Origin of the sequence: Streptomyces sp. NPDC051219 (assembly GCF_040682335.1) — a bacterium.
Classification (GTDB): domain Bacteria; phylum Actinomycetota; class Actinomycetes; order Streptomycetales; family Streptomycetaceae; genus Streptomyces.
In genome coordinates this window covers 198,753-223,943 of sequence record NZ_JBFBAS010000002.1, presented here as the reverse complement: position 1 = coordinate 223,943, position 25,191 = coordinate 198,753, and the positions used below count along the sequence as shown (strand labels likewise).

Genomic DNA, 25,191 nt, shown 5'->3' with positions numbered 1-25,191 from the left:
GGGGTCAGTATTTCGGTCCGACGTGTGCGTCCATAAGGGTGACGGAAGCGCGCTTGGCGACGGAGATGTTGTACGCCCTCCCCGCGCGGGTGCAGTGCTTCCACTCGATGCCCAGCCTGTCGAGCGTGTCCGTATAGAGCTGCCTGATGTCGTCGGACGCGTTCGTGAACCAGTAACGCGGATACTCGTAGCGCCTCCGCTCGCCGCCGATGAGCCGCGTGGTCCAGTTCATACTCCGACAACCGTCGGAGTGGACGAGTCCACGGATGAACTCCCACGGATATGTGTCCACGATCTGTTGCTGCCAGGCTACGAGAACGATCGGGCGGTCATGCTTCCTGCCTGGGCCGTGCTGAGGGAACATGCATGTCCAGTGCTGCGTAAAGGACTTGACCTCGACGCATCCCTGCTTCTGTCGTCGTCGAACGCTGGGCATGGGCATCACCCTGCGCATGGCTGACTCTGCTTCGTGGATCAGACCGGGCCATGCTTCAGCGCAGAAGATCGACAGGTGGTGCTGCTTCGGTTTCGAGATGATGTGCCCGTCGCCGAGGTAGAGCCCCAGCAGATACGAGTAAGCCTGACGGTCGAACTCTTTGCCGGTGCACCTTGGGCAGTCGGTGGGGTGCTCAAATTTCTCGCCCCGCCGCTTCCGGTCTTCGTGGCGCCACCAGCCGACTGTGCCACGAGGCACGTTCAGGCGTTCAGCCACGACGCGATTGGCCACGCCTCGCCGCAGGAGCGCGAGCGCTTCATCGCGTATCGAAGAATTGTGCTGCTCCATGGCATGGAGCTTCGCTGGATGTTCGTGTCCTCAGGCGGAACTCGAAGCTTTGTTCACTGGGACGAGTGAAGATCGCCAATCACTGCGCAAACCTTGGAATTGAAGGGAAAGTGCCCCGAGTCGGATTCGAACCGACGCTGTATGGGTTTTGAATCCATGGCCTCTACCGCTGGGCTACCGGGGCCCCTTCGAAACGAAGGATACCCAAGACCCTCCGTGTCTCAAAGATACAGGAGCTAGGTAGGCTCATGTAGCAGCACCTGCCCTTGAACGAGGAGTCCCGTGACCGCCCCCGAGTCGCCCCAGCCCGCCGACGACGACCAGTCGCACGTCCCGCCGCTGACGACCCGCGTCGTCATCGCCGAGGACGAGGCCTTGATCCGCCTCGACCTCAAGGAGATGCTCGAGGAAGAGGGCTACTCCGTGGTCGGAGAGGCGGGTGACGGGCAGAAGGCCGTCGACCTCGCCCGCGAGCACCGGCCCGACCTCGTCATCCTCGATGTGAAGATGCCGGTCCTCGACGGCATCTCCGCCGCGGAGCAGATCGCTGCGGAGTCCATCGCGCCGGTCCTGATGCTGACCGCGTTCTCGCAGCGCGACCTTGTGGAGCGGGCGCGGGACGCCGGTGCCATGGCGTACCTCGTGAAGCCGTTCAGCAAGAGTGATGTCGTGCCGGCCATCGAGATGGCCGTGTCGCGTTTCGCGGAGCTGAGGGCGCTGGAGCAGGAGGTCGCCGATCTGTCGCAGCGGCTGGAGACGCGGAAGCTGGTGGACCGGGCGAAGAGTGTGCTGCAGTCGGTGTACGGGCTGACGGAGCCGGCGGCGTTCCGGTGGATCCAGAAGACGTCGATGGACCGGCGGATGTCTATGCAGCAGGTCGCTGAGGCGGTTATCGAGGATGCCGAGGAGAAGAAGAAGGCTGCCAAGGGGCAGTAGGTCGCTGGAGGTCCCCGTGACAGCGCGAGGAGGCCCGCCCCGGAGTTCCGGTGGCGGGCCTCTTCGTTGTGCGTACGGGAGGGTCAGTCCTCGCCGAGGTAGGCCTTGCGGACGGAGTCGTCGTGGAGGAGTTCCTGGCCGGTGCCGGTGAGCACGATCTTGCCGATTTCCATGACGTGGCCCTGGTCGGCGAGCGAGAGGGCGGCCTGGGCGTTCTGCTCGACGAGCAGGATGGTGGTGCCCTGGGCCTTGAGCTCGACGATGGTCGCCATGATCTTCTGCATCATGATCGGGGAGAGGCCCATGGAGGGCTCGTCGAGCATGAGCAGTTTGGGCTGGGACATCAGTGCGCGGCCCATGGCGAGCATTTGCTGTTCGCCGCCGGAGAGTGTGCCTGCGGCTTGCTTGCGCCGTTCGCCCAGGATGGGGAAGAGGTCGTAGGCGCGCTGGATGTCTTTTTCGATGCCGGCTTTGTCGCTGCGGAGGAAGGCGCCGAGCCTGAGGTTGTCCTCGATGGTCATGCGCGGGAAGATGTGCCGCCCCTCGGGGGAGTGGGCGAGTCCGAGCGAGACGATCTGGTGGGCCGGGGTCTTCTTGAGCGACTTGCCGTTGAACTTGATCTGGCCGCCGACGGGCTTGAGGAGGCCGGAGAGGGTGCGCAGTGTGGTGGTCTTGCCGGCGCCGTTGGTGCCGATGAGGGTGACGACCTCGCCGGCTTCGACGCTGAACGAGATGCCTTTGACGGCTTCGATCTTGCCGTAGGCGACGCGCAGGTCCTCGACTTCGAGAAGTGCGGTCATCAGTCGTTCTCCTTGCTGGCGGACTCGGCGGTGGTGGGGGAGTCGGTGGACTCCGCAGCGCCGGTTTCGGCCGCTTCCACTTCGGCCACTTCTTCGTCGCCGGGGGCGCCTTCGAAGGGTTCTCCGAGGTAGGCGGCGATGACGCGTTCGTCGCCCTGGACGGTTTCGCTGTCGCCTTCGATGAGCTTCTCGCCCTGGACGAGGACCGCGACGCGGTCGCACAGGTTGAAGATGAAGCGCATGTCGTGCTCGATGACGAGGACGGCGATGCCCATGTCCCGGATGGCGAAGACGAGTTCTTCGGTGGCCCGGGTTTCTTGGGGGTTCATGCCGGCGGTGGGCTCGTCGAGGAGCAGGAGGCCGGGTTCGCTGGCGAGGGCGCGGGCGATTTCGAGCTTGCGCTGTTCGCCGTAGGGGAGGTTGCGGGCGAGGTGTTCGGCCTTGTCGGCGAGGCCGATGAACTCGAGGAGTTCCATGGCGCGGGCGCGGGATTTGGCTTCGGCCTTGTGGAAGCCGGGGCCGCGGAGGAGGGCGGACCAGAGGCCTTCCTTGGTGCGGGTGTGGCGGCCGACGAGCACGTTTTCCAGGACGGTCATGTTGCCGAAGAGGCGGATGTTCTGGAAGGTGCGTGCGATGCCCGCTGCTGTGACCTTGAAGGACTTGGCGGGGAGGACGGTGCCCTTGTAGCGGACTTCGCCCTCGGTCGGGATGTAGAGGCCGGTGAGGCAGTTGAAGAAGGTGGTCTTGCCGGCGCCGTTGGGGCCGATGAGGCCGACGATTTCGCCGCTGTTGACGGTGAGGTCGACCGAGCGTACGGCGGTGAGGCCGCCGAACCGCATCGTGACGCCGCGGGCGTCGAGGACGGTCTCGCCGGGCGTGGTGGCCGGCGTGGTGTCCTTCGTCGTGGTGTCGGTGGTCATGGATCAGGCCCCTGTCTTGCTGAGGACTGCGGGCGCTTCCGCGTTCTCGTGGAATTCGAGCTGGCGGCGCCGGTTGGGGATGAGTCCCTCGGGCCGGAAGCGCATCAGGAGTACGAGCGCGAGGCCGAAGGCGAGGAGCTGGTAGTCGCCGAGGAACTGCAGCTTGGCCGGGATGAGGTAGAGCAGTGCGGCGCCGACGAGGGGGCCGCTGATGGTGCCCATGCCGCCGAGGACGACTGCGGCGAGCAGGAAGGCCGAGTTGGGCGGGACGACGTGGGCGAACTGGTACTGCTCGGGTGTCACGGTGTAGGTGACGTGCGCCTGGACGGTGCCGGCGAGGCCGGCGAGGGTCGCTCCGAGGGCGAAGGCGATGAGCTTGACGCGGAAGCCGTTGATGCCCATGGCGAGTGCGGCGGTCTCGTCTTCGCGGATGGCGATCCAGGCGCGGCCGATGCGGGAGTCTCCGCTGCGTCGGAAGACGACTACGACGACGAGGGTGATCAGCAGCATCAGGAAGAAGTAGTTCGCGAAGCGGCCGATGGTGACGCCGAAGATGTTGTGCTCGAGTCCGAAGTCGAAGCCGAACATCTGCAGGTTGGGGATCGAGGAGATGCCGTTGGACCCGTTGGTGATGTCGGGGCCGGAGGTGCCGTCGAGGTTGTTGACGGTGATTCGGAAGATTTCACCGAAGCCGAGGGTCACGATGGCGAGGTAGTCGCCGCGCAGTCGCAGGGTGGGTGCGCCGATGAGGACGCCGAAGACCATGGATGCGGTGGCGCCGACGATGACCGCTCCCCAGAAGGGGAGGTGGATGTCGAACGGTGAGGACGGCGATCCGGAGACCATGGCCGCGGCGTATGCGCCGACGCCGAGGAATGCGACGTATCCGAGGTCGAGGAGTCCGGCGAGGCCGACGACGATGTTCAGGCCGAGTGCGACGGTGGCGAAGATGAGGATGTAGACGCCGATGGTCGCGTACTGGTCGTCGGACTGGGTGAAGGGGAACGCGGCGGCGGCGGCGAACGCGCCGGCCATTGTCACGTTGCGGTGCTTGGCGGTGATGGCGGAGAGGCGTGCGACGAGGCCGGACTTGAAGAGTGCGGCGAAGCCGTAACCGGCGGTGATGAGGAAGCCGATGAAGAGTTCGTCGTACTCGGTGCCGATGCCGTACGTGAAGACGACCAGGCCGAAGCTGAGTGCTGCGACGATGATCAGGATCTCGACGTAGGAGGGCAGTGTGCGGGCAGGTGCCGACGTGCCGGTGGCGTAGGCGGCCTTGGCGACGGCGATCCGGTTGCGCCGGTTGTGCTGGAACCGGTCCCACCAGCTGTCTTCGGGGTCGGCGGGTTCGAGCTCGGGCCGCGTGAAGGGCAGAGCCCGGGCGCCGATGAGGGCGATGAGGCTGACGGCGCCGGCGATGAAGCCGCCGGGCTCGAGGTTGGCGAGGCCGCCGAGCTGCTTGCTGATGGCTCCCAGCGTGAACCACGTGGTGGCGAAGGCAGCGTAGGCGGACAGCCGGATCGATGAGTCAGCCCCGGCGGGGGTGAGCCACTTCAGGCCCTTGACGCCGTATGAGGAGAGTCCGAACAGGGTGGTGAGTGCGCCCGCGATGAGGACGAGCCACTGGAGTCCGCCCGGGTATCCGTAGACGGTGAGGTCGCCGGGGAAGGCGGCCGTCCAGGTCCAGGCGAGGAATGCGGAGATGACGGTGAGGGCACCGCCTCCGGTCGCGACGGCTCGCGCGATGTTCGGCGGGAGGGAGATGAGGCCCGTCTGCGCGGCGTCGGCCGGGGTCTGTGGGGTTTCCGCGGTGGTGGTCTGTGTCGTCATCGGTGTCACGCCCTGTCCGCGACGCGCTCGCCGAGGAGGCCTTGTGGCCTGACGAGGAGCACGACGATGAGAAGTACGAAGGCCCAGACGTCGGCCCAGGACTGGCCGCCGAGCTGTTGCATGCCGGGGATTTCGTTGATGTAAGCGGTGGCCATGGTTTCGGCGACGCCGAGGGCGAGGCCGCCCAGCATGGCGCCGTAGATGTTGCCGATGCCGCCGAGGACGGCTGCGGTGAACGCCTTGAGGCCGAGGATGAAGCCCATGCGGAAGTTCACTTCGCCGTACTTGAGGCCGTATGCGACGGCTCCGACGGCGGCGAACGCGGCGCCGAGGGCGAACGCGACCACGATGATGCGGTCGGTGTTGATGCCCATGAGCTTGGCCGTGTCCGGGTCCTGGGCAGTGGCCTGCATGCCGCGTCCGGTGCGGGTCTTCATGACGAAGAAGGCGAGGATCGCCATGCAGATGGGTGCGGCGATCAGCAGGAAGATGTCACCGGTCTGGATGGTGATGCTGCCGAGGTGGAAGGGGCCACCGGGGATTTCGGGGAAGGTTCGGGAGGACTTCGCCTCGGGGTACCAGGCCCATACCGCCTGCTGGAGGGCGAGGGAGAGGCCGATGGCGGTGATGAGCGGGGCGAGGCGTGGTGCGGTGCGCAGTGGCCGGTAGGCGAAACGTTCGGCGCCGACTGCGATGGTGGTGGCGACGATGATCGCGCCGACCAGCATGAGGGGCAGGGCGAGCCACATGGTGGTGCCGGTGGGAAGGATGAGCCAGACCGTGAGGGCCCCGAACCCGCCGGTCATGAAGATCTCGCCATGGGCGAAGTTGATGAGCTGGACAATGCCATAAACCATCGTGTAGCCGATGGCGACGAGCCCGTACATGGATCCCAGTAGCAGGCCGTTGACCAGCTGTTGCGGCAGTTCGTGCACCGCAGGTCCTCCGAGTCTTTCGACGGATGTGACACCGCGCGGGGCGCTGGTTTTGCAGCGCCCCGCGCGGCTGGTGAGGTGTTACGGAGTGACGGTCAGCCGGCGAAGGTGCCGGACTTGACGGCCTTCCAGGCGGTGCCCTCGTACTTGTAGACCGTGAGCTGCTTGTTGGTCGCGTCGCCGTACTCGTCGAAGGAGACCTTGCCGGTCACGCCGTCGAAGGAGACACCCTGCAGGGCTTCGATGACCTTGGCGCGGGCGTCCTCGGGGAGCTTGCCGTCGTTGCCCTCGACGACCTTCTTGACGGCCTCGATGATCGACCAGGCGGAGTCGTACGAGTAGCCGCCGTAGGCCTCGTAGGCCTCCTTGTAGCCGCCCGCCTGGTAGTTGGCCACGAACTCCTTGGCCGAGGGGAGGGTCTCGACGGGCGCGCCGACGGAGGTGGCGAGGTCGCCCAGGCCCTCCTTGCCGGAGAGCTTGATGAAGTCGGCGCTGTAGATGCCGTCGCCCCCGACGAGCGGGATCGCGGTACCGGACTTCTTGATCTGCTTGCTGAGCGGGCCCGCGACGGGGTACTCGCCGCCGTAGTAGACGACGTCCGCCTTGGAGCTCTTGATCTTGGTGACGACCGCGGCGAAGTCCTTGGTGTCGGGGTTCACGTGCTCGGTGCCGGCGACCTTGCCGCCGAGCTTCTCGAACTCCGCCTTGAAGGTGGCGGCGAGACCGGCGCCGTACGTCTTCTTGTCGTCGATGATGAAGACGTTCTTCTTCTTGGCGTCGTTGAAGAGGTACTGCGCGGCGAACGGGCCCTGGATGGCGTCCGTGGTCGCGGTGCGGAAGTACGACTTGTAGGGGCGCGCCTTCTTGCCGCCGTTCCAGTCCGGGCCCTGGCTCAGGGCCGGGTTGGTGTTGGCGGGCGAGACCTGGGCGAGCTTGGCGTCGTCGAAGACCTTCTGCATGGACTCGGCGACCGAGGAGTTCAGCGGGCCGACGACGCCGAGGACGTCCTTGTTGGCGACGAACTTGGTGGCGTTCTGCTGTCCGGAGGACGGCTGGGCCTGGTCGTCGAGGGCCTCGACCTTGAAGGTGACGCCGTTGACGTACTTCTTCGCGTTGGCCTGCTTGGCGGCGAGGTCCACGGAGTTCTTGATGCCGAGACCCAGCGCGGAAAGCTCGCCGGTCAGCGGGGCGTCGATGCCGATGACGACCGTGGTGCCACCGCCCTCGGCCCCGCCATCCTTGCTTTCGTCGCGCGACCCACAGGCGGTGAGCGTGAGGGCTCCCGCGGTGAGTGCAGCCGTCATGGCTATGAGCGAACGTTGACGCACGATCAGTCCTTTCACCTGGCACGGCCGTCCCCCCTGGGACGCACCGAGTCGAGCGCGGGAACCGAACTGAAGGTAATCCGGTGGCGCGGTGACTGGCGGTGACTCTAAGCGCGGTATTGGGGGAGGTGGAGTGGTCTGGCCAAGGATGTGACGCTCTTGTTATGCCACGGCGTAATGGATAGCGGATTTTCGTGGGTGGAACGGGGGAATTCCGGTCGGTTCGTCTTGTCCGCATGCTGAGAAGGTGCAGGACTGTCAGGGGTTTGAGTCCTGACATCCGGATCTTCTGGGCACGCGGTGCCAAGTGCTCTGGCCAGGTCTCGGGTGTACCGGTCGCCCAGAATGTAGCTGTGCTCTTGTATTGCTCGCGCATTACGCAGTGTTACGTCGAGGAAGGGGAGCCCGGCATTCCGTGTCACTTTTCGGCGTCCCGGCACACGCACGAAGACGAGTACGCTGCGTGGCTTTTCGCCACTGACGGTGAACGGTGTGCGCGGGCGGTTCGCAAGCCGGAGAGCTGCGGAGTTCTGGGTGATTCGCTCGATCGTGACGGGCGGTCCCGCGGTGGTGGTGATGGTGACGGTGAAATCGAACGAGCCGTGTCCGTCCTCCGGCCGTCCGGTGGCGGCGCCCCGGTAGACCACGCTGACCGCCTGGGCCGGCCAGGGTGTGGGTGGAGGCGGGGGCGGCGTCGGCCGGGTGGCGTAGAGGTGGGCGGCCGCAGCGGCCAGGACGGCCGCCGAGGCGACCGCGACGACCGCGGGGCGATGACGCGAGGCGAAGTGCGCCGGCCGGCTGCGGCGTGGGCCGTCCGCGTACCCGGCGGGGGCGTCGTCCGACGGGTGGGTGCCCTCACCCGGCTCGACCGGGCCGACTCCGCTCATTGCCAGGGGCCGCCGGTCGGGGTCCCGCCGCGATGGCGCTCGGCGCACCGGGCGGCTGCCTGACGGTCAATCAACTTGCTCGCGGCGTCGGGGCCTTGCCGCTTCAGCTCGACGCGGGCAGCGGTCAGCACGGCGAGCAGGATCTCATTCTGCCCGCCGGACAGGCCCATGGCCTGGTAGTCCAGATTCGCCTGCTCGCCGCCGTCGAGGACGACCCGGGCCCAGTGCGAAATCAGCCGCTCGCACAGTTCCTGGGGTGAGGTCGTCCGCGGCACCGGTGAGGCGGAGCCGGTGGGGCTGCTGCTCCCGCAGCCGGTGAGGACGGCCAGCAGCGTGGTGGCGCACACCGCGAAGTGCCTTGCTCGGCGTGGCGGTCCTGGCCCCATGCCGCGACGCTAGCGGGCGTGGCGGGAGAGGGCAATGGTGCGCCCGGTGCCGCCGGACACGTGGTCTGCTGCGCAGGAGAGGCCGGGAAGGATTTGCGGTCCGGTGCCCGTGCGGGGCGCCGGACCGCTGTGCCGGTCAGCCCGTCGTGCCGCCCGGGCTCACATCCCGCAGCAGGCAGGTCAGCCGGGCCGTGCAGACCCGCTTGTCCTGCTCGTCGCTGATCACGATCTCGTACGTCGCGGTGGAGCGCCCGCGGTGTACGGGGGTCGCGACTCCGGTGACCAGGCCCGATCGCACACCGCGGTGGTGCGTGCAGTTGAGGTCGACGCCGACGGCGACCTTCGAGCTGCCGCCGTGCAGCATCGAGCCGATGGACCCCAGGGTCTCGGCGAGCACGGCGGAGGCTCCGCCGTGCAGCAGCCCGTACGGCTGGGTGTTGCCCTCGACCGGCATGGTGCCTATGACGCGCTCCGGGGCCGCCTCGATGATCTGTACGCCCATGCGGTTGCCGAGGTTGCCCGCGGAGAAGAGGGCGGGCAGGTCGACGCCGAGGGCTGCGTACTCGTCGATGATCTCCTGCGGGAATTTCACGGTGGTCTGCTCGCCCATGGGGCCCGGCTCCGATCGTCTGCGGGTGATGCGGTTACTGTGTGCACCCGTCTTATCAGGTGACTGAGCAAACGCTTAGCCGGGGGCGGTCATTCCGTACCCGTACCCGCGCCCGTATCCGCGCCCGTCGGCTCGAGCCGTACGACGACGGACTTGCTCACCGGGGTGTTGCTGGTGTCCGCGGTGGCGTCCAGCGGCACCAGGACGTTGGTCTCCGGGTAGTACGCGGCGGCGCAGCCACGTGCGGTGGGGTAGTGGACCACCCGGAAGCCGGTGGCACGCCGCTCCACGCCGTCCTTCCACTCGCTGACCAGATCGGTGTACGCGCCGTCGGCCACGCCCAGGGCGCGGGCGTCGTCGGGGTTCACCAGGACGACGCGGCGGCCGCCCTTGATGCCTCGGTAGCGGTCGTCGAGGCCGTAGATGGTGGTGTTGTACTGGTCGTGCGAGCGCAGGGTCTGCAGAAGCAGCCTGCCGTCGGGCAGCTCCGGGTACTCCACCGGCGCGGCGGTGAAGTTGGCCCTTCCGGTGGCGGTGGGGAAGCGCCGTTCGTCGCGGGGGGCGTGCGGCAGGGTGAAGCCGCCGGGGCGGGCCGCCCGCGCGTTGAAGTTCTCGAAGCCGGGGACGACACGGGAGATCCGGTCACGGATCGTCGCGTAGTCCTTCTCGAACTCCTCCCATGGCGTGGCCGATTCGTCGCCGAGTACCGCCCGCGCCATACGGGCGACGATGGCCGGCTCGGAGAGGAGGTGGGGGCTTGCCGGAGGGAGGTTGCCGCGCGAGGCGTGCACCATGCCCATGGAGTCCTCGACCGTCACGAACTGCTTTCCGCTTGCCTGGACGTCCTTGTCGGTGCGGCCCAGCGTGGGAAGGATCAGCGCCCGGCTGCCGGTGACCGCGTGCGACCGGTTCAGCTTGGTCGAGACATGGACGGTCAGCGAGGCGCGGCGCATCGCCGCCTCGGTGACCTCGGTGTCGGGGGTGGCGCTGACGAAGTTGCCGCCCATGGCGAAGAAGACCTTCGCCTCGCCGTCGCGCAGCGCCCGGATCGACCGTACGACGTCGAACCCGTGGTGGCGGGGCGCGGAGATCCCGAACTCCTTCTCCAGGGCGTCCAGGAAGGCGGGCGCGGGCCGCTCGAAGATGCCCATGGTGCGGTCGCCCTGCACGTTGGAATGGCCGCGCACCGGGCACACCCCGGCGCCCGGGCGGCCGATGTTGCCTCGCAGCAGCAGGAAGTTGACGACTTCGCGGATGGTGGCCACCGCGTGCTTGTGCTGGGTCAGGCCCATGGCCCAGCACACGATTGTGCGCTGCGAGGCGAGGACCATCCGCAGGGCCGCTTCGATCTCCGCCCGGTCCAGGCCGGTGGCCTTGAGCGTGTCGTCCCAGTCGGCGGTGCGGGCGGTGGCAGCGAAGTCCTCGTACCCGTGGGTGTGTTCACGGATGAAGGACTCGTCGGTCGCGCCGTCGGCCTCGAGGATCAGCTTGTTCAGCAGCCGGAACAGGGCCTGGTCGCCGCCGATGCGGATCTGCAGGAAGAGGTCGTTGAGGGCGGCGCCCTTGATCATGCCCACCGGCGTCTGGGGGTTCTTGAAGCGCTCCATGCCCGCCTCGGGCAGTGGATTCACCGAGATGATCTTCGCTCCGGCAGCCTTGGCCTTCTCCAGGGCGGAGAGCATCCGCGGGTGGTTGGTGCCCGGGTTCTGCCCGGCGACGATGATCAGGTCGGCCTGGTACAGGTCCTCCAGGGACACGCTGCCCTTGCCGATACCGATGGTCTCGTTCAGCGCGGAGCCCGAGGACTCGTGGCACATGTTGGAGCAGTCCGGGAGGTTGTTCGTGCCGAACTCACGGGCGAAGAGCTGAAGCAGGAACGCGGCCTCGTTGCTGGTGCGGCCCGAGGTGTAGAAGACCGCCTCGTCGGGGGAGCCGAGCGCCTCCAATTCCTCCGCGATGATCGCGAACGCCCGCTCCCAGGTGACCGCTTCATAGTGGTCCGCGCCGGCGGGGAGGTACATCGGCTGGGTGATCCGGCCCTGCTGGCCAAGCCAGTACCCGCTGCGGGTCGCCAGGTCGGCCAACGGGTGCGCGGCGAAGAAATCGGGCGTGACCCGGCGCAGCGTCGCCTCCTCGGCGACCGCCTTCGCGCCGTTCTCGCAGAACTCGGCCGTGTGGCGGTTGTCGCCCTCGGGCCAGGCGCAGCCCGGGCAGTCGAAGCCGTCTTTCTGGTTGACCTTGAGGAGGGTCCGAGCGGTGCGTCGCACCCCCATCTGCTGCTGGGCGATACGCAGGGTGTGCCCGATGGCGGGCAGGCCCGCGGCGGCATGCTGCGGCGCTGCGACCTGCGGCGCGTCCTGGACCGGGTCCCCTGCGGGCGGCTTGGCAGCCATGGCGCTCCCCTTTGAGCGGGATGGTTCTGGTGTACACCTCCGATCCTTTCACGCACCACTGTCGGTGTGCTGCTGCCGGCCGCCGGGACAGGATTGTCGGTGGTGCGGCCTAGGATCGGGGGCGTGGCAGAGACAGCATCGAAGAAGACCGCAGACAACCGTCCCCGCCTGCTCCTCATGGACGGGCACTCCCTGGCGTACCGGGCGTTCTTCGCGCTGCCCGCGGAGAACTTCACGACCGCGAGCGGACAGCCGACGAATGCCATCTACGGCTTCGCGTCGATGCTGGCGAACACGCTGCGCGACGAGTCGCCCACGCACTTCGCGGTGGCCTTCGACGTGTCCCGCAAGACGTGGCGCTCGCAGGACTTCCCCGAGTACAAGGCGAACCGTTCCACGACCCCGGACGAGTTCAAGGGTCAGGTCGAGCTGATCGGCGAGCTGCTGGACGCCATGAACGCCCACCGGTTCGCGGTGGACGGCTTCGAGGCGGACGACGTCATCGCCACTCTGGCCACGCAGGCCGAGGCGGCCGGCTTTGAGGTGCTGATCGTCACCGGCGACCGGGACTCCTTCCAGCTGGTGAGCGAGCACACCACCGTGCTGTACCCGACCAAGGGCGTATCCGAGCTGACCCGTTTCACCCCGGAGAAGGTGGCGGAGAAGTACGGGCTCACCCCGCAGCAGTACCCGGACTTCGCCGCGCTGCGCGGCGACCCGTCGGACAACCTCCCGGGCATCCCTGGTGTCGGTGAGAAGACCGCCGCGAAGTGGATCAACCAGTACGGTTCGTTCGCGGACCTGGTGGAGCGGGCCGAGGAGGTCAAGGGCAAGGTCGGGCAGGCCCTTCGCGACCACTTGGAGTCGGTCAAGCTCAACCGCCACCTGACCGAGCTGGTCCGTGACGTGCAGCTGACGAAGACCCCCGCGGATCTGGAGCGCGCTCCGTACGACCGGGCTGCCGTCAAGGGCGTCCTGGAGGTGCTGGAGATCCGCAACCCCAGCCTGCGTGAGCGGCTTCTCGCGGTCGACCCGGGGGCCGCCGAGGAGGAGGCGCCCGCTCCGGCGGCCGGCGTCGAGCTGGACGGCACCGTGCTGGGCTCCGGCGAGCTGGCTCCCTGGCTCGAGCAGCACGGCGCGCAGCCGCTCGGTGTGGCCACGGTCGACGCGTGGGCGCTGGGCGCGGGCAGTGTCAGCGAGATCGCGCTGGCCGGTGCCGACGGCGCCGCTGCCTGGTTCGACACCTCCCAGCTGGACGAGGCGGACGAGCAGGCGTTCGCCGCCTGGATCGCCGACCCGGCGAGGCCGAAGGTCATGCACAACGCCAAGGGCGCGTTGCGGGTCTTCCCGGAGCACGGCTGGCGCATCGAGGGCGTCACGATGGACACCGCGCTCGCCGCCTACCTGGTCAAGCCGGGGCGCCGCTCCTTCGCCCTGGACGCCCTGTCCGTCGAGTACCTCCACCGTGAGCTGGCCCCGGCCGCCGGGGACGGGCAGCTGGCCTTCGGCATCGACGAACAGGCCGAGGCCGATGCCCTGATGAGCCAGGCCCGTGCGGTCCTCGACCTGGGCGACGCGCTCGGCGAGAAGCTGACCGAGGTCGGCGCGACCGGACTGCTGCACGACGTGGAGCTGCCCACCTCCCTGCTGCTGGCCCGCCTGGAGCGGCACGGCATCGCGGCCGACCGCGCACACCTGGAGGCGATGGAGCAGCAGTTCGCGGGCGCGGTGCAGCAGGCGGTGAAGGAGGCGCACGCCGCTGTGGGCCACGAGTTCAATCTCGGCTCGCCCAAGCAGCTGCAGGAAGTCCTCTTCGGCGAGCTGGCCCTGCCCAAGACGAAGAAGACCAAGACCGGCTACACCACGGACGCCGACGCACTGGCCTGGCTGGCCGCGCAGACCGACCACGAGCTGCCGGTGATCATGCTGCGCCACCGTGAGCAGGCCCGGCTGCGTTCCACCGTCGAGGGACTGATCAAGACGATCGGGGCGGACGGCCGGATTCACACGTCCTTCAGCCAGACGGTGGCGGCGACCGGACGGCTCTCCTCCACCGATCCCAACCTGCAGAACGTTCCGGTGCGTACGGACGAGGGCCGGGCCATCCGCCGCGGCTTCGTCGTCGGCGAAGGCTTCGAGTCACTGATGACCGCCGACTACAGCCAGATCGAGCTGCGCGTCATGGCGCACCTCTCCGAGGACGAGGGCCTGATCGAGGCGTTCACCTCCGGCGAGGACCTGCACACCACCGTGGCCTCCCAGGTGTTCGGCGTCGACAAGTCCGCCGTCGACCCGGAGATGCGCCGCAAGATCAAGGCCATGTCGTACGGGCTGGCGTACGGGCTCTCGGCGTTCGGCCTGTCCCAGCAGCTGAACATCGAACCGGCCGAGGCCCGCGGGCTGATGGACACGTACTTCGAGCGCTTCGGCGGGGTGCGGGACTACCTGCGGCGCGTCGTCGAGGAGGCCAGGGCCACCGGGTACACCGAGACGATGCTCGGCCGCCGCCGCTACCTTCCCGACCTCAACAGCGACAACCGCCAGCGCCGCGAGACGGCCGAGCGGATGGCGCTCAACGCCCCGATCCAGGGCACGGCGGCCGACATCGTCAAGGTCGCCATGCTGAACGTCGACCGCGCCCTGACCGAGGCGAAGCTGAAGTCGCGGATGCTGCTCCAGGTTCACGACGAAATCGTGCTGGAGATCGCCTCCGGCGAGCGCGCGGCCGTCGAGGAGATCCTGCGCCGGGAGATGGCCGCGGCCGTCGACCTGCGCGCCCCGCTCGATGTGTCGGTGGGCGTCGGCGACGACTGGGAGTCCGCCGCGCACTGAGCCGGAGCCCGCACCCGACCGGGCTCGCTCCGGGCCGGGCCGGCTCGTACAGGACTGGACCGGGCTCGCTCCGGTGCGGGGTCAGCGCGATCCCGCACCGGAGCGCACCGGCGGCACCGGAGGAGCGGGCGGAGCCGGAGGCGCAGGAGGATTCGGCCGCGGCCGGTGCAGCAGCCGCACCGCCACGGCGAACAGCACCAGCCCCACGGCAAGCCCCGCGCCCGCCCCGAAGCAGGCCGTGGGGATGATGTCGAGGGGCGTGCTGATCTGCCCGAAGTGCGCGTACCAGCGCAGGCACCGGTGCACGATCCCGGCCGGCACGCACAGCAGCACCAGCCCGCCGGCCAGCCACCGCCCCCGCCGGTCCAGTACGGGCAGGGAAGGGGGCGCCTTCGTGTCCGGCTGCCGCCGCAACGCGGAAACCGTGAACCACCCGAGGGCCACCAGCGCCAGCGCCGAGCCGCCGTACTGGAAGTACAGGTACATCGGGAAGCCCGCCACGATCTCGCCCAGCAGCGGGAAGACCTTCATGCCCCAGCGGTCCAGATGCGTGAAGCTGTCCCAGACCACGTGGGTGCAGGCGCCGACGACCGCCGAGACGTAGAACCGGACGGCGAGCCCGAAGGGCGGGCGGCCGCGCCAGTCCTGCCCGCGCACGAACGCGTACGCGCGGCCGCGCCAGGCGTACGGCACCACAGCAAGCAGCGGCTCACGCAGCAGCAGCCAGAGCGCGACCAGCCCGGCCGTGATCAGGACGTCCACGGTGAGGATGCCGGGCAGCGAGTGCGTCACCTCGCCGAACAGCATCGCGCCGGGGATCGCCGTGTCGGCGAAGTAGGTCATGTCGGGTGAGAAGGAACCGGCGACGAGAGCCGACGCGACGAGCGGGCCACGTGCAGTGCCGTCTCTCCTGATGCCCGGCAGTACCGCCGCGGCGTGGCTGAGCGTGAACGGCAAGGTTCCCCCCTGGGACCGATGCGGATCGACTCGATGCACATCAACGGGGCCCAGTATGCGGTTTCGCGCGCGTGCGACGTGTTCTCATCTCGTCCCCGCATTGCTACGGTGCCCCATCCCTGACGCCATATCAGATCTTCGGGAGGCCCGTCATGCGTGCTCTCGTCGCCGCCGCCGTCGGACTGGCCGCCGCCCTCGTCCTCGTCCTCGGCATCACGGCCATCGGCGTGCCCGAGGGGACGACCTCGCCGAAGCCCCTGCTCACCACCGTCCCCGACGCACCCGGACAGTAGAGGAGGGCCGGTCATGCGCCGCAGAGCGAGCCTCGTCCTGCTTGCCTTCGCCGTGTTCTTCACCGCCATGGCACCACTCCTGCGCTGGTACATGTTCGCGCGGGTCGTGGAGATCCCGGCGAGCCAGTACCAGGAGATGGTGCTGGAGGCGAAGCCCGCGACACTCCTCGACTACAACGACCCCACCGGGATCAAGGTCAAGCAGGTCCCCAGGGTCACCATCGTGCAGACGCTCAAGGGCAACGTGGAGGAGTCCCGCAAGATCGAGCGGAGCGCCGGGCGGGACGTCGTGGTCTGGGACTCCCTCTCCTACGTGGAGGGACCGGACGGCAAGATGGTCTCCCAGATCCCCGAGCGGTACATCTTCGACGCCCGCACCCAGGACCCGGTGCACGCCACCGGCGAGATGGTCGACGGCGACATGGTCAAGCGCGAGGGCATCGAGTTCAAGTGGCCCTTCCTCACCGAGAAGCGCGACTACCGGTACTTCGACGCGCAGGCGCGCATCACGGCCCCCATCCACTACAGGGGGACGCAGAACTTCCGCGGCCTGGAGGTCTACTCCTTCGAGCAGATCATCCCGTGGACCAAGGTCAGGATGCCGAAGAAGATGCCGATCAAGGGCATCACGCCGGAAACTGTCGAGAAGACCGGCATGACGCGCTGGTACACCACCAAGCGCATGTTCTGGGTCGAGCCGCTCACCGGCGCGCCCGTCAGAGGCGAGGAGATCCACCGGGAGGAGCTGCGCAACGCGTCCACACTGCTGGGCATGGAGAAGGCGACCGCCTTCGCCGGCCATGTGAAGATGCGCGACGACTACCTGGACCACACGGTCGCCCTGGTGAAGTCCAACCGTACGAAGCTGATGGCGATGCGCACGTACCTCCCCGCCGCCTTCCTGCTCCTCGGCGGCGGACTCCTGACGCTCTCCCTCTACCTGGAGGCCCGCTCACGCCGTCCCGGCGAACCCACCGGGCAGCCGGACCCCGCCCCGCAGCCGGTCAGCGCCTGAGCCTCGCGTTCGTGTGCCGGGTCGGCTCGGCCGTCGCCGGGTCCTCCGGCCACGGATGCCTGGGGTAGCGACCGCGCAGTTCGGCGCGTACGGAGCGGTAGCCGTCCCGCCAGAACGACGCCAGGTCGGCCGTCACCGCGGCCGGCCGCCCGGCCGGCGACAACAGATGCACCAGCACCGGCACGCCGGCGACCCGTGGCGTCTCGCCGAGCCCGAACAGCTCCTGCAGCTTCACCGCGAGCACCGGCTGCTCCCCGCCGTAATCGACCCTGACCCGCGAACCACTGGGCACCTCGATCCGTTCCGGCGCCAGCTCGTCCAGGCGGGCGGCCTCGCCCGACGCCCAGGGCAGCAGCCGGCCGAGCGCCTGGCCCGCGTCGATCCGAGCCAGAGCGTCCCGGCGCCGGGCCCGGGACAGCTCCGGCTCCAGCCACTCTCCGGCGCGATCCAGCAGGGCGGCGTCCGTCATGTCCGGCCACGCCCCGCCCACCACCCGGTGTACGAACGCGAGGCGCTGCCGCAGCGCCTCCGCGTCCCGCGACCACCGCAGCAACCCGAGGCCCTCGCGGCGCAGCCCGTCGAGCAGGGCCTCACGGACGAGAGCGGGCTCGGCGTCCTTCAGGGGCCGCACCGCCAGTTCCACGGCGCCGAGCCGTTCCACGCGCCTCGCGACCACATCGCCGTCGTCCCACCGGACCTCCTCGCCGGACGCGAGAAGGTGCCCGGCGGCCGAGCGGGCGGTGGCCTCGTCGACGACGGCGGCGAGCCGGATACGCGCCGAGGCGGCCGTGACCGGACGGTCCGCCACCGCCACGGCGAGCCAGGAGGCACTGCGCAGCCGAGACCCGTCACCGAGCTCGGCCCCGGTCCCGGACACCATGAGATAAGCCCCCGCGCCGCGCGCCCGGGCGATCCGCTCGGGGAACGCGAGTGCGGCGACGAGCCCGGCGGCGGCATCATCGGCGACCTCCCCGCCGGGCGCCGACTGCGCGGACCCGCCGCCCGTGGCCACGGCATTCGCTTGGCCGGTGCCCTGCGTGGTGTCGGTCCCTTGCGTGGTGCCGGCGCCGGGGCCTCCGGCCGCCGAGGTGAGGCGGCGGGTTTCCGCGCGCCAGCGGGACGCGTACGCGTCCCCGCCCCGGCGGGCGGAACGCCAGGCCGCCGCCAGGTCGTCCCCGTACTCGCGCGGTGTTTCCTCGCTCAGCAGCGCCACGACCTCCGCCGCGCGGCGCGCGCCGAGCTGCTCGGCGCCGTCCAGCAGCGCACGGGCCAGCCGGGGGTGCAGGCCGATCCTGGCCATCCGTACGCCCCGCCCGGTCGCCCGTCCTGCCGCGTCCACCGCGCCGACCGCCGCGAGCACCGTCCGCGCCGAGGCCATGGCCCCGGCAGGCGGCGCATCCAGGAGCGCGAGACCCGACGCGTCCGGATCACCCCAGCAAGCCGCCTGCAGGGCGAACGCGGCCAGGTCGGCGATCCTGATCTCCGGAGACGGGAAACGGGGCAGCCGCACGTCCTCGGCCTCCGGCCAGCACCGGTACACCGCCCCTGGTGCCTCGCGCCCCGCCCGGCCCGCCCGCTGGCGGGAGGCGGCCTGCGACGCCCGTACGGTCGTCAGCGCGCCGAGCCCCCGCGCGTGGTCCATCCGCGGCTCGCGCGCCAGCCCGGAGTCGACGACGACCCGCACGCCCGGCACGGTCAGGCTCGACTCGGCCACCGACGTCGCCAGTACCACCCGGCGGGGGCCGGACGACCCCGCCAGCACCGCGTCCTGCACCGTCGCCGGGGCCCGGCCGTGCACCTGCAGCACCTCAAGCCCCGCCCCCGCGCCGGCGAGCTGCGCGGCCACCCGGGAGATCTCGCCCACGCCGGGCAGGAAACAGAGCACGTCCCCCTCCCGCTCGGCCAGCGCCCGGCGCACCACGGACGCGACATGGGTCAGCTGGGCCGGGTCCACCCGCATGCCGTGCGGCGGCCGGACCGGCCTTGCCGGCGGCGCCCACACCACCTCCACCGGATGCGACACGCCCTCGGCCGTCACCACCGGCGCGTCCCCGAGCAGCCGGGCCCAGCCCGCCGCGTCCGTGGTCGCCGACGCGGCGACCAGCCGCAGCTCAGGCCGCAGTGCGGCCCGTATGTCGAGCAGAAAGGCGGCGACCGTGTCGGCGTCGAGGTGCCGCTCGTGGCACTCGTCGAGCACCACCGCGTCGACACCCGCGAGCTCCGGGTCGCGCTGGAGCCGCTGCAGCAGTACGCCCGTGGTGACTACCTCCACCACGGTCCCGCGCCCGACCATGCGCTCACCGCGCACGGTGAAACCGACACGCCCCCCGACGTCCTCACCCAGCAGCCACGCCATCCGCCGCGCCGCTGCCCGGGCCGCGATCCGCCGGGGCTCGGCCACGACCACTCTGCGCACGGGACGGCCGTCACCCACCAGCCCGGCCAGCACCAGCGGAACGAGTGTGGTCTTCCCCGTGCCGGGCGGCGCGCACAGCACCGCGCTGCCGTGCCCGTCGAGCGCGTCCAGCAGCGCGGGGAGGGCGTGGCGGACGGGCAGCCCGTCCAGGGCGTCGGTGCGGATGCTCATCCGCTCATCCTCGCAGCCGGGCGGCGGGCGAAAGGGATCAAGGATCCGAAGCCACGCGCTGGTTCCGGCTGCTAGTCGCGCTCGCAGACGAAGACCGCCGTCCCCGGGATCAGATTGCCGCGCAGCGGCGACCAGCCGCCCCATTCCCGGGTGTTCCAGGCGGGCCACTCCGGTTCGACCAGGTCCACCAGGCGGAAACCGCCCGACACCACGTCGCGCACCCGGTCGCCCAGGGTGCGGTGGTGCTCCACGTACACCGCGCGTCCCTGCTCGTCCTGCTCCACGTACGGAGTGCGGTCGAAGTAGGAGGCGGCGACGGTGAGGCCCTCGGGGCCCGGCTCGTCGGGGAAGGCCCAGCGGATCGGGTGCGTGACGGAGAAGACCCAGCGCCCGCCGGGTCGCAGGACCCGCCGTACCTCACGCATCACGTTGACCGGATCCGCCACGAAGGGCACCGCACCGTAGGCGGAGCACGCCAGGTCGAAGGAACCGTCGCGGAACGGCAGCAGGCCGGCGTCCGCCTGTACCAGGGGTACATCCCCGCCGCCGATCCGCAGCGCGTGCTGGAGCTGCCGGTGGGAGAGGTCCAGCGCCACCGGGCGGGCGCCCTGCGCGGCCAGCCAGCGCGAGCACTGCGCGGCGCCGGCGCCGATTTCCAGGACGTCGCGCCCCTTCAGTGAGCCGGACGGGCCCAGCAGGCCGGCATCCGCCTCGTCGAGACCCTCCGGCCCCCATACGAAGCGGTCGTCCCCGAGGAACGCTCCGTGGTCGCTCTGGTACTCGTCGGCGTTGCGGTCCCACCACCCGCGGCTCGCCCGGCTGCTTTCCGCGTCCCCGGCGTCACGCCGCGTCGCTTCGGGCTCGTAAGTGGTGTCTTCCTCTTGGTTCATCGTGCCCGTCAGATTAGTCTGCGTACGCATCGCTCGAACCTGTAGGCGTAGAGCGCCGTGCGGCCCCTGTGGCCTCGCGGAACATTTGTTTGTGCCGGACATGGGGTGATCCGCCCCCGGTGGGCGCCTTCGCGCATTGACCGTGTCCGGCTGCTCCCGTATGCTACAAGTTGCGTTGCGAGCCTGCGCTCCTCAGACCTAGCAGGCTGCGCTCGCCTCTGTTGTATGTCCCCTCGGTTCTCGAGGCGCACGTGCGTCTCCAAAGCTGTCCGGCTTCTGCAGCGGCGATAAGGGCTCCCGGCGTAGCAGTACCTACGACTTTCTGTCCGTAACCGGAGCCCTTTCCCACATGACGAGCAGCACCGAGACCACCGCCACCACTCCGCAGGTAGCGGTCAACGACATCGGTAACGAGGAAGCCTTCCTCGCCGCGATCGACGAGACGATCAAGTACTTCAACGACGGCGACATCGTCGACGGCGTCATCGTGAAGGTCGACCGGGACGAGGTCCTGCTCGACATCGGTTACAAGACCGAGGGCGTGATCCCGAGCCGTGAGCTCTCGATCAAGCACGACGTCGACCCGAACGACGTTGTCAAGGTCGGCGACGAGATCGAGGCCCTTGTTCTCCAGAAGGAGGACAAGGAAGGCCGTCTCATCCTGTCCAAGAAGCGCGCTCAGTACGAGCGTGCCTGGGGCACGATTGAGAAGATCAAGGAAGAAGACGGCATCGTCACCGGTACCGTCATCGAGGTTGTCAAGGGTGGTCTCATCCTCGACATCGGCCTCCGTGGCTTCCTGCCGGCCTCCCTTGTCGAGATGCGCCGCGTCCGCGACCTCCAGCCCTACGTGGGCAAGGAGCTCGAGGCCAAGATCATCGAGCTGGACAAGAACCGCAACAACGTGGTCCTGTCCCGCCGTGCCTGGCTCGAGCAGACCCAGAGCGAGGTCCGTCAGACCTTCCTCACGACCCTGCAGAAGGGTCAGGTCCGCTCCGGCGTCGTTTCCTCGATCGTCAACTTCGGTGCGTTCGTGGACCTCGGTGGCGTCGACGGTCTCGTCCACGTCTCCGAGCTTTCCTGGAAGCACATCGACCACCCCTCCGAGGTTGTCGAGGTCGGCCAGGAAGTCACCGTCGAGGTTCTCGACGTCGACATGGACCGCGAGCGCGTCTCCCTGTCGCTCAAGGCGACCCAGGAAGACCCGTGGCAGCAGTTCGCCCGGACCCACCAGATCGGTCAGGTCGTCCCGGGTAAGGTCACCAAGCTCGTTCCGTTCGGTGCGTTCGTCCGCGTCGACGAGGGCATCGAGGGCCTGGTCCACATCTCCGAGCTGGCCGAGCGCCACGTGGAGATCCCGGAGCAGGTCGTCCAGGTCAACGACGAGATCTTCGTCAAGGTCATCGACATCGACCTCGAGCGTCGTCGCATCAGCCTTTCGCTGAAGCAGGCCAACGAGTCCTTCGGTGCCGACCCGGCGTCGGTCGAGTTCGACCCGACCTTGTACGGCATGGCCGCGTCGTACGACGACCAGGGCAACTACATCTACCCCGAGGGCTTCGACCCCGAGACCAACGACTGGCTCGAGGGCTTCGAGAAGCAGCGCGAGGAGTGGGAGCGCCAGTACGCCGAGGCGCAGGTCCGCTTCGAGCAGCACCAGGCGCAGGTCATCAAGTCCCGCGAGGCCGACGAGGCCGCCGCTGCCGAGGGCGCTGCCGCCCCGGCCGCCGGTGGCAACGCCGGTGCGGGCATCTCGGGCGGTTCGTACTCCTCGGAGTCGGACGACAACTCCGGCGCCCTGGCGTCGGACGAGGCCCTGGCCGCGCTCCGCGAGAAGCTGGCCGGCGGCCAGAGCTGATCGCAGCGCTCCGGCGCGGCTGACTGGCTGAAACGGTGAGGCCCGTCCCCTTCGGGGGGGCGGGCCTCACCGCCTTCACCGGCCCTGACCGTGCGGGGCGGCCCCGCCCGCGTGCACCCGGCCATGACCGCACACGCTCATGCCAGGGCGCCTGGCCCGGGGCGGAAGGCCGCCCCGAACTGGGCGTTCCGACCCTCCTGTTCGCCCCGGATCGCGCCATGGGTGCTGCTCACGGCCGCTGTTCACCGGCTCCGCCGGGGAATGCCGACGCCTGGTCCGGCGTTCTCCCCGGTGAACACGAGGAGGAGCGGCAATCGTGCTTGATCCACAGGATTTGTACGAATGGGAGCCGAAGGGGCTGGCAGTCGTCGACATGGCGCTCGCCCAGGAATCGGCCGGCTTGGTCATGCTCTACCACTTCGACGGCTACATCGACGCGGGTGAGGCGGGCGACCAGATCGTCGAGCGACTGCTCGACACACTGCCCCACCAGGTTGTGGCCCGTTTCGACGCGGACCGGCTCGTGGACTACCGCGCGCGCCGCCCGCTGCTCACCTTCCAGCGCGACCGCTGGACCTCGTACGAACAGCCCCGCCTGGAGGTCCGAGTGGTGCAGGACGCCACCGGAGCCCCGTTCCTGCTGCTGTCCGGCCCGGAGCCGGACGTGGAGTGGGAGCGCTTCGCGGTCGCCGTGCGGCAGATTGTCGAGCGCCTCGGCGTCCGGCTCTCGGTGAACTTCCACGGCATCCCAATGGGCGTCCCGCACACCCGCCCGGTCGGCATCACCCCGCACGGCAACCGCACCGACCTCATGCCGGGGCACCGCAGCCCCTTCGACGAGGCGCAGGTGCCGGGCAGCGCGGAGTCGCTGGTCGAGTTCAGGCTCACGGAGGCGGGTCACGGCGTCCTCGGCGTGGCCGCGCACGTTCCGCACTACGTGGCCCGCTCCTCCTACCCCGACGCGGCGCTCACCGTCCTGGAGGCGATCACGGCGGCCACGGGGCTGGTGCTGCCGGCCGTCGCCCACGCGCTGCGCACCGAGGCGCACCGTACCCAGACCGAGATCGACCGCCAGATCGGCGAGGGCGACGAGGAGCTGGTCGCGCTGGTGCAGGGGCTGGAGCACCAGTACGACGCGGTAGCGGGGGCGGAGACCCGGGGCAACATGATCGCCGAGCCGGCCGAGATCCCCTCCGCGGACGAGATCGGCCGCGACTTCGAACGCTTTCTCGCTGAGCGGGAGGGGGAGGCCTAGGCACCCCCTAGGCTTCAGCCATGCTGAAAGTTGGCCTGACAGGTGGAATCGGTGCGGGTAAGAGCGAGGTCTCTCGCCTGCTCGTCTCGTACGGCGCGGTGCTGATCGACGCGGACAGGATCGCGCGAGAGGTCGTCGAGCCCGGGACACCCGGGCTCGCGGCCGTCGTCCAGGCGTTCGGGGAGTCGGTCCTGACCGCCGACGGCACCCTGGACCGCCCGAAGCTCGGGTCGATCGTCTTCGCGGACCAGGAGAAGCTGCGGACGCTGAACGCGATCGTGCACCCCCTCGTCGGGGCCCGCTCGGCCGAGCTCGAAGGCGCCGCCGGCCAGGATTGCGTCGTCGTCCACGATGTACCGCTGCTCGCCGAGAACGGCCTCGCGCCGCTGTACGACGTGGTGGTGGTCGTCGACGCCTTCCCGCAGACCCAACTGGACCGGCTGACCCGGCTGCGGGGGATGGCCGAGTCCGAGGCCCGGGCGCGGATGGCGGCGCAGGCGAGCCGGGAGCAGCGGCTGGCGGTCGCTGACCTGGTCATCGACAACGACGGCCCGCTGCAGGCCCTGGAACCCCAGGTCCGCAAGGTGTGGGCGGAGCTCTCCGAGCGCGCGAACAGGGTGGGCTACTGAGAGGTAGGCGGAATACGACGCTGAGTGCAGGCGTTGAGAGCCCCCAGCGAGGGAAGGAAGTGGACCGTGCCCGAGAGCAACCCGGAAACTCACGTCATCGACTACCGTGCGGCGGAGCATCTGCTTGCCGCCCGTGATCCGCGGGGCGCGGTCAAGCTGCTGGATTCGGTCATCGCAGCGCATCCGGAGAACACGGCTGCCCGCCTGCTCCGTGCCCGCGCCTTTTTCGCGGCGGCGCAACTGCGGCCTGCCGAGCTCGAGTTCGAGTTGGTCCTGGAGCGCGAGCCGGACAACGCGTTCGCGCACTTCGCGCTGGCCCGCACCTTCCAGCGCTCGGGACGCCCCGAACAGGCCAGGCGGCACTTCCGGCTGGCGGCGGCGCTCGACCCCAACCCGGAGTATCTCGAGGCCGCGAAGTTCGACGCGTAAAGCCTTCCTCGACGCCGTAAGGCCGGAAGGCCGGGTGTGCGTAAGCCCGCGAGGGCGCACGCACACCGCCGTGCCTCAGCCGCCCCGGCCGCCGCGGCCGCCGTGGTCGGGTTCGTAGGGCGGGACGTCCGGCCCCGGTTGCCAGTGCGGACCCTGGCGTATGTGCCGCAGCACCAGCACCAGGTCGACCGCGACCACGATCAGGAGCAGGCCGCAGGCGATCGCCCAGCCGGTCCGGCCGGCCAGGGCGAATGCGGCGGTGCCGCCCGCGGCCCAGATCAGGCCCCACAGACTCAACCAGAACCGCATCCGCAGCGGACTGCGTGCGGTGGTGGGTTCACTGCCAGTACGCATGATGATCGCCTCTCCCAGAGGTGTACCCCGTGACCGGGCCGGGATCCCGCCCATGGAGGTCGCGACCGCGATCAGGCGGTACGGCGGCGCAGCGCGAGCAGGCCGCCGACACCCGGGACGAGTGCGAGAGCCCTGGTCGCCGCTGTGGCGCCCGGCGCCCGGTGCGCGGCGATGACGACGAACAGGTAGGCACAGCCTTGGACCGGCCCGGTCAGGGAGGAGACGGCCGGCCAGTGCACGGTGGCCAGATTGGCCAACAGGGCGGCAAGGCTCCCGATTTGGTTCC

22 protein-coding genes and 1 tRNA gene are annotated in these 25,191 nt (G+C 69.4%); 8 read left to right on the top strand and 15 right to left on the bottom strand.

Annotated features, from left to right (window positions below; genetic code table 11):
• Nucleotides 1-4 precede the first annotated feature (4 nt).
• Together AB0M62_RS03765 and AB0M62_RS03760 are read right to left on the bottom strand one after the other, a co-directional pair.
• Entirely contained in the window at nucleotides 5-784 is a 780-nt protein-coding gene (locus AB0M62_RS03765) for a helix-turn-helix domain-containing protein (protein WP_366072467.1), read from the bottom strand.
• A gap of 111 nt (nucleotides 785-895) precedes the next feature.
• Nucleotides 896-968: transfer RNA gene (locus AB0M62_RS03760), tRNA-Leu, on the bottom strand.
• Nucleotides 969-1,066: 98 nt separating this feature from the next.
• On the opposite strand from AB0M62_RS03760, the gene AB0M62_RS03755 reads away from it, so the two are divergent.
• The gene (locus AB0M62_RS03755; RefSeq protein ID WP_366072466.1) at nucleotides 1,067-1,720 is read left to right on the top strand and encodes a response regulator; all 654 of its coding nucleotides are present in this window, start codon (nucleotides 1,067-1,069) and stop codon (nucleotides 1,718-1,720) included.
• Between the two features lie 83 nt (nucleotides 1,721-1,803).
• Here AB0M62_RS03755 and AB0M62_RS03750 read toward each other — a convergent pair whose 3' ends face one another.
• The 8 genes from AB0M62_RS03750 to AB0M62_RS03715 form a co-directional block, all read right to left on the bottom strand.
• On the bottom strand, nucleotides 1,804-2,520 hold the full coding sequence (locus AB0M62_RS03750; protein ID WP_366072465.1) for an ABC transporter ATP-binding protein: 717 nt from the start codon (nucleotides 2,518-2,520) through the stop codon (nucleotides 1,804-1,806).
• Nucleotides 2,520-3,440: an ABC transporter ATP-binding protein gene (locus AB0M62_RS03745; RefSeq protein ID WP_366072464.1), complete on the bottom strand. Its 921-nt coding sequence runs from the start codon at nucleotides 3,438-3,440 to the stop codon at nucleotides 2,520-2,522. Before AB0M62_RS03745 ends, AB0M62_RS03750 begins: the two co-directional genes overlap by 1 nt.
• A 3-nt stretch (nucleotides 3,441-3,443) precedes the next feature.
• A complete protein-coding gene (locus AB0M62_RS03740; protein ID WP_366072463.1) occupies nucleotides 3,444-5,270 on the bottom strand; it encodes a branched-chain amino acid ABC transporter permease in 1,827 nt (608 codons plus the stop codon).
• Nucleotides 5,271-5,275: 5 nt separating this feature from the next.
• Nucleotides 5,276-6,205, bottom strand: coding sequence for a branched-chain amino acid ABC transporter permease (locus AB0M62_RS03735; RefSeq protein WP_366072462.1), 930 nt, complete (start codon nucleotides 6,203-6,205; stop codon nucleotides 5,276-5,278).
• 95 nt (nucleotides 6,206-6,300) lie between these two features.
• Nucleotides 6,301-7,533 (bottom strand): branched-chain amino acid ABC transporter substrate-binding protein, encoded by a 1,233-nt coding sequence (locus AB0M62_RS03730; protein ID WP_366072461.1) that lies wholly within the window; start codon nucleotides 7,531-7,533, stop codon nucleotides 6,301-6,303.
• A gap of 880 nt (nucleotides 7,534-8,413) precedes the next feature.
• The gene (locus tag AB0M62_RS03725) at nucleotides 8,414-8,803 is read right to left on the bottom strand and encodes a hypothetical protein (protein WP_366072460.1); all 390 of its coding nucleotides are present in this window, start codon (nucleotides 8,801-8,803) and stop codon (nucleotides 8,414-8,416) included.
• Between the two features lie 136 nt (nucleotides 8,804-8,939).
• Entirely contained in the window at nucleotides 8,940-9,413 is a 474-nt protein-coding gene (locus tag AB0M62_RS03720; RefSeq protein ID WP_366072459.1) for a hotdog fold thioesterase, read from the bottom strand.
• An 89-nt stretch (nucleotides 9,414-9,502) separates the two neighbouring features.
• The gene (locus AB0M62_RS03715; RefSeq protein ID WP_366072458.1) at nucleotides 9,503-11,806 is read right to left on the bottom strand and encodes an FdhF/YdeP family oxidoreductase; all 2,304 of its coding nucleotides are present in this window, start codon (nucleotides 11,804-11,806) and stop codon (nucleotides 9,503-9,505) included.
• A 123-nt stretch (nucleotides 11,807-11,929) separates the two neighbouring features.
• On the opposite strand from AB0M62_RS03715, the gene polA reads away from it, so the two are divergent.
• Nucleotides 11,930-14,638 carry a DNA polymerase I gene (polA, locus tag AB0M62_RS03710; RefSeq protein ID WP_366072457.1) on the top strand — a complete coding sequence of 903 codons (2,709 nt, stop codon included), beginning with the start codon at nucleotides 11,930-11,932 and terminating at the stop codon, nucleotides 14,636-14,638.
• Nucleotides 14,639-14,719: 81 nt separating this feature from the next.
• Here polA and AB0M62_RS03705 read toward each other — a convergent pair whose 3' ends face one another.
• On the bottom strand, nucleotides 14,720-15,595 hold the full coding sequence (locus tag AB0M62_RS03705; protein ID WP_366072456.1) for a DUF4184 family protein: 876 nt from the start codon (nucleotides 15,593-15,595) through the stop codon (nucleotides 14,720-14,722).
• A 152-nt stretch (nucleotides 15,596-15,747) separates the two neighbouring features.
• Here AB0M62_RS03705 and AB0M62_RS03700 point away from each other — a divergent pair, with 152 nt between their 5' ends.
• Both AB0M62_RS03700 and AB0M62_RS03695 read left to right on the top strand, forming a co-directional pair.
• On the top strand, nucleotides 15,748-15,888 hold the full coding sequence (locus AB0M62_RS03700; protein ID WP_366072455.1) for an SPW_0924 family protein: 141 nt from the start codon (nucleotides 15,748-15,750) through the stop codon (nucleotides 15,886-15,888).
• A 13-nt stretch (nucleotides 15,889-15,901) separates the two neighbouring features.
• Nucleotides 15,902-16,903 carry a DUF3068 domain-containing protein gene (locus AB0M62_RS03695; protein ID WP_366072454.1) on the top strand — a complete coding sequence of 334 codons (1,002 nt, stop codon included), beginning with the start codon at nucleotides 15,902-15,904 and terminating at the stop codon, nucleotides 16,901-16,903.
• On the opposite strand, the gene hrpB is transcribed toward AB0M62_RS03695, so the two are convergent.
• Both hrpB and AB0M62_RS03685 read right to left on the bottom strand, forming a co-directional pair.
• Nucleotides 16,893-19,490 (bottom strand): ATP-dependent helicase HrpB, encoded by a 2,598-nt coding sequence (gene hrpB, locus AB0M62_RS03690; protein WP_366072453.1) that lies wholly within the window; start codon nucleotides 19,488-19,490, stop codon nucleotides 16,893-16,895. The two genes, AB0M62_RS03695 and hrpB, sit on opposite strands and share 11 nt — an antisense overlap.
• Before the next feature lie 71 nt (nucleotides 19,491-19,561).
• On the bottom strand, nucleotides 19,562-20,380 hold the full coding sequence (locus tag AB0M62_RS03685; RefSeq protein WP_366072681.1) for a class I SAM-dependent methyltransferase: 819 nt from the start codon (nucleotides 20,378-20,380) through the stop codon (nucleotides 19,562-19,564).
• Nucleotides 20,381-20,729: 349 nt separating this feature from the next.
• Here AB0M62_RS03685 and rpsA point away from each other — a divergent pair, with 349 nt between their 5' ends.
• The 4 genes from rpsA to AB0M62_RS03665 all read left to right on the top strand — a co-directional run bounded on the left by rpsA (nucleotide 20,730) and on the right by AB0M62_RS03665 (nucleotide 24,551).
• A complete protein-coding gene (gene rpsA / locus AB0M62_RS03680; RefSeq protein ID WP_366072452.1) occupies nucleotides 20,730-22,238 on the top strand; it encodes a 30S ribosomal protein S1 in 1,509 nt (502 codons plus the stop codon).
• 316 nt (nucleotides 22,239-22,554) lie between these two features.
• A complete protein-coding gene (locus AB0M62_RS03675) occupies nucleotides 22,555-23,493 on the top strand; it encodes a PAC2 family protein (protein ID WP_366072451.1) in 939 nt (312 codons plus the stop codon).
• A 20-nt stretch (nucleotides 23,494-23,513) separates the two neighbouring features.
• Complete coding sequence (coaE, locus tag AB0M62_RS03670) at nucleotides 23,514-24,122, top strand: dephospho-CoA kinase (RefSeq protein WP_366072450.1); 609 nt, start codon at nucleotides 23,514-23,516, stop codon at nucleotides 24,120-24,122.
• Between the two features lie 66 nt (nucleotides 24,123-24,188).
• On the top strand, nucleotides 24,189-24,551 hold the full coding sequence (locus tag AB0M62_RS03665) for a tetratricopeptide repeat protein (RefSeq protein WP_366072449.1): 363 nt from the start codon (nucleotides 24,189-24,191) through the stop codon (nucleotides 24,549-24,551).
• Between the two features lie 75 nt (nucleotides 24,552-24,626).
• Here AB0M62_RS03665 and AB0M62_RS03660 read toward each other — a convergent pair whose 3' ends face one another.
• Together AB0M62_RS03660 and AB0M62_RS03655 are read right to left on the bottom strand one after the other, a co-directional pair.
• Nucleotides 24,627-24,905 carry a DUF6343 family protein gene (locus AB0M62_RS03660; protein ID WP_366072448.1) on the bottom strand — a complete coding sequence of 93 codons (279 nt, stop codon included), beginning with the start codon at nucleotides 24,903-24,905 and terminating at the stop codon, nucleotides 24,627-24,629.
• A gap of 71 nt (nucleotides 24,906-24,976) precedes the next feature.
• Entirely contained in the window at nucleotides 24,977-25,144 is a 168-nt protein-coding gene (locus AB0M62_RS03655) for a hypothetical protein (RefSeq protein ID WP_366072447.1), read from the bottom strand.
• Nucleotides 25,145-25,191 lie beyond the last annotated feature (47 nt).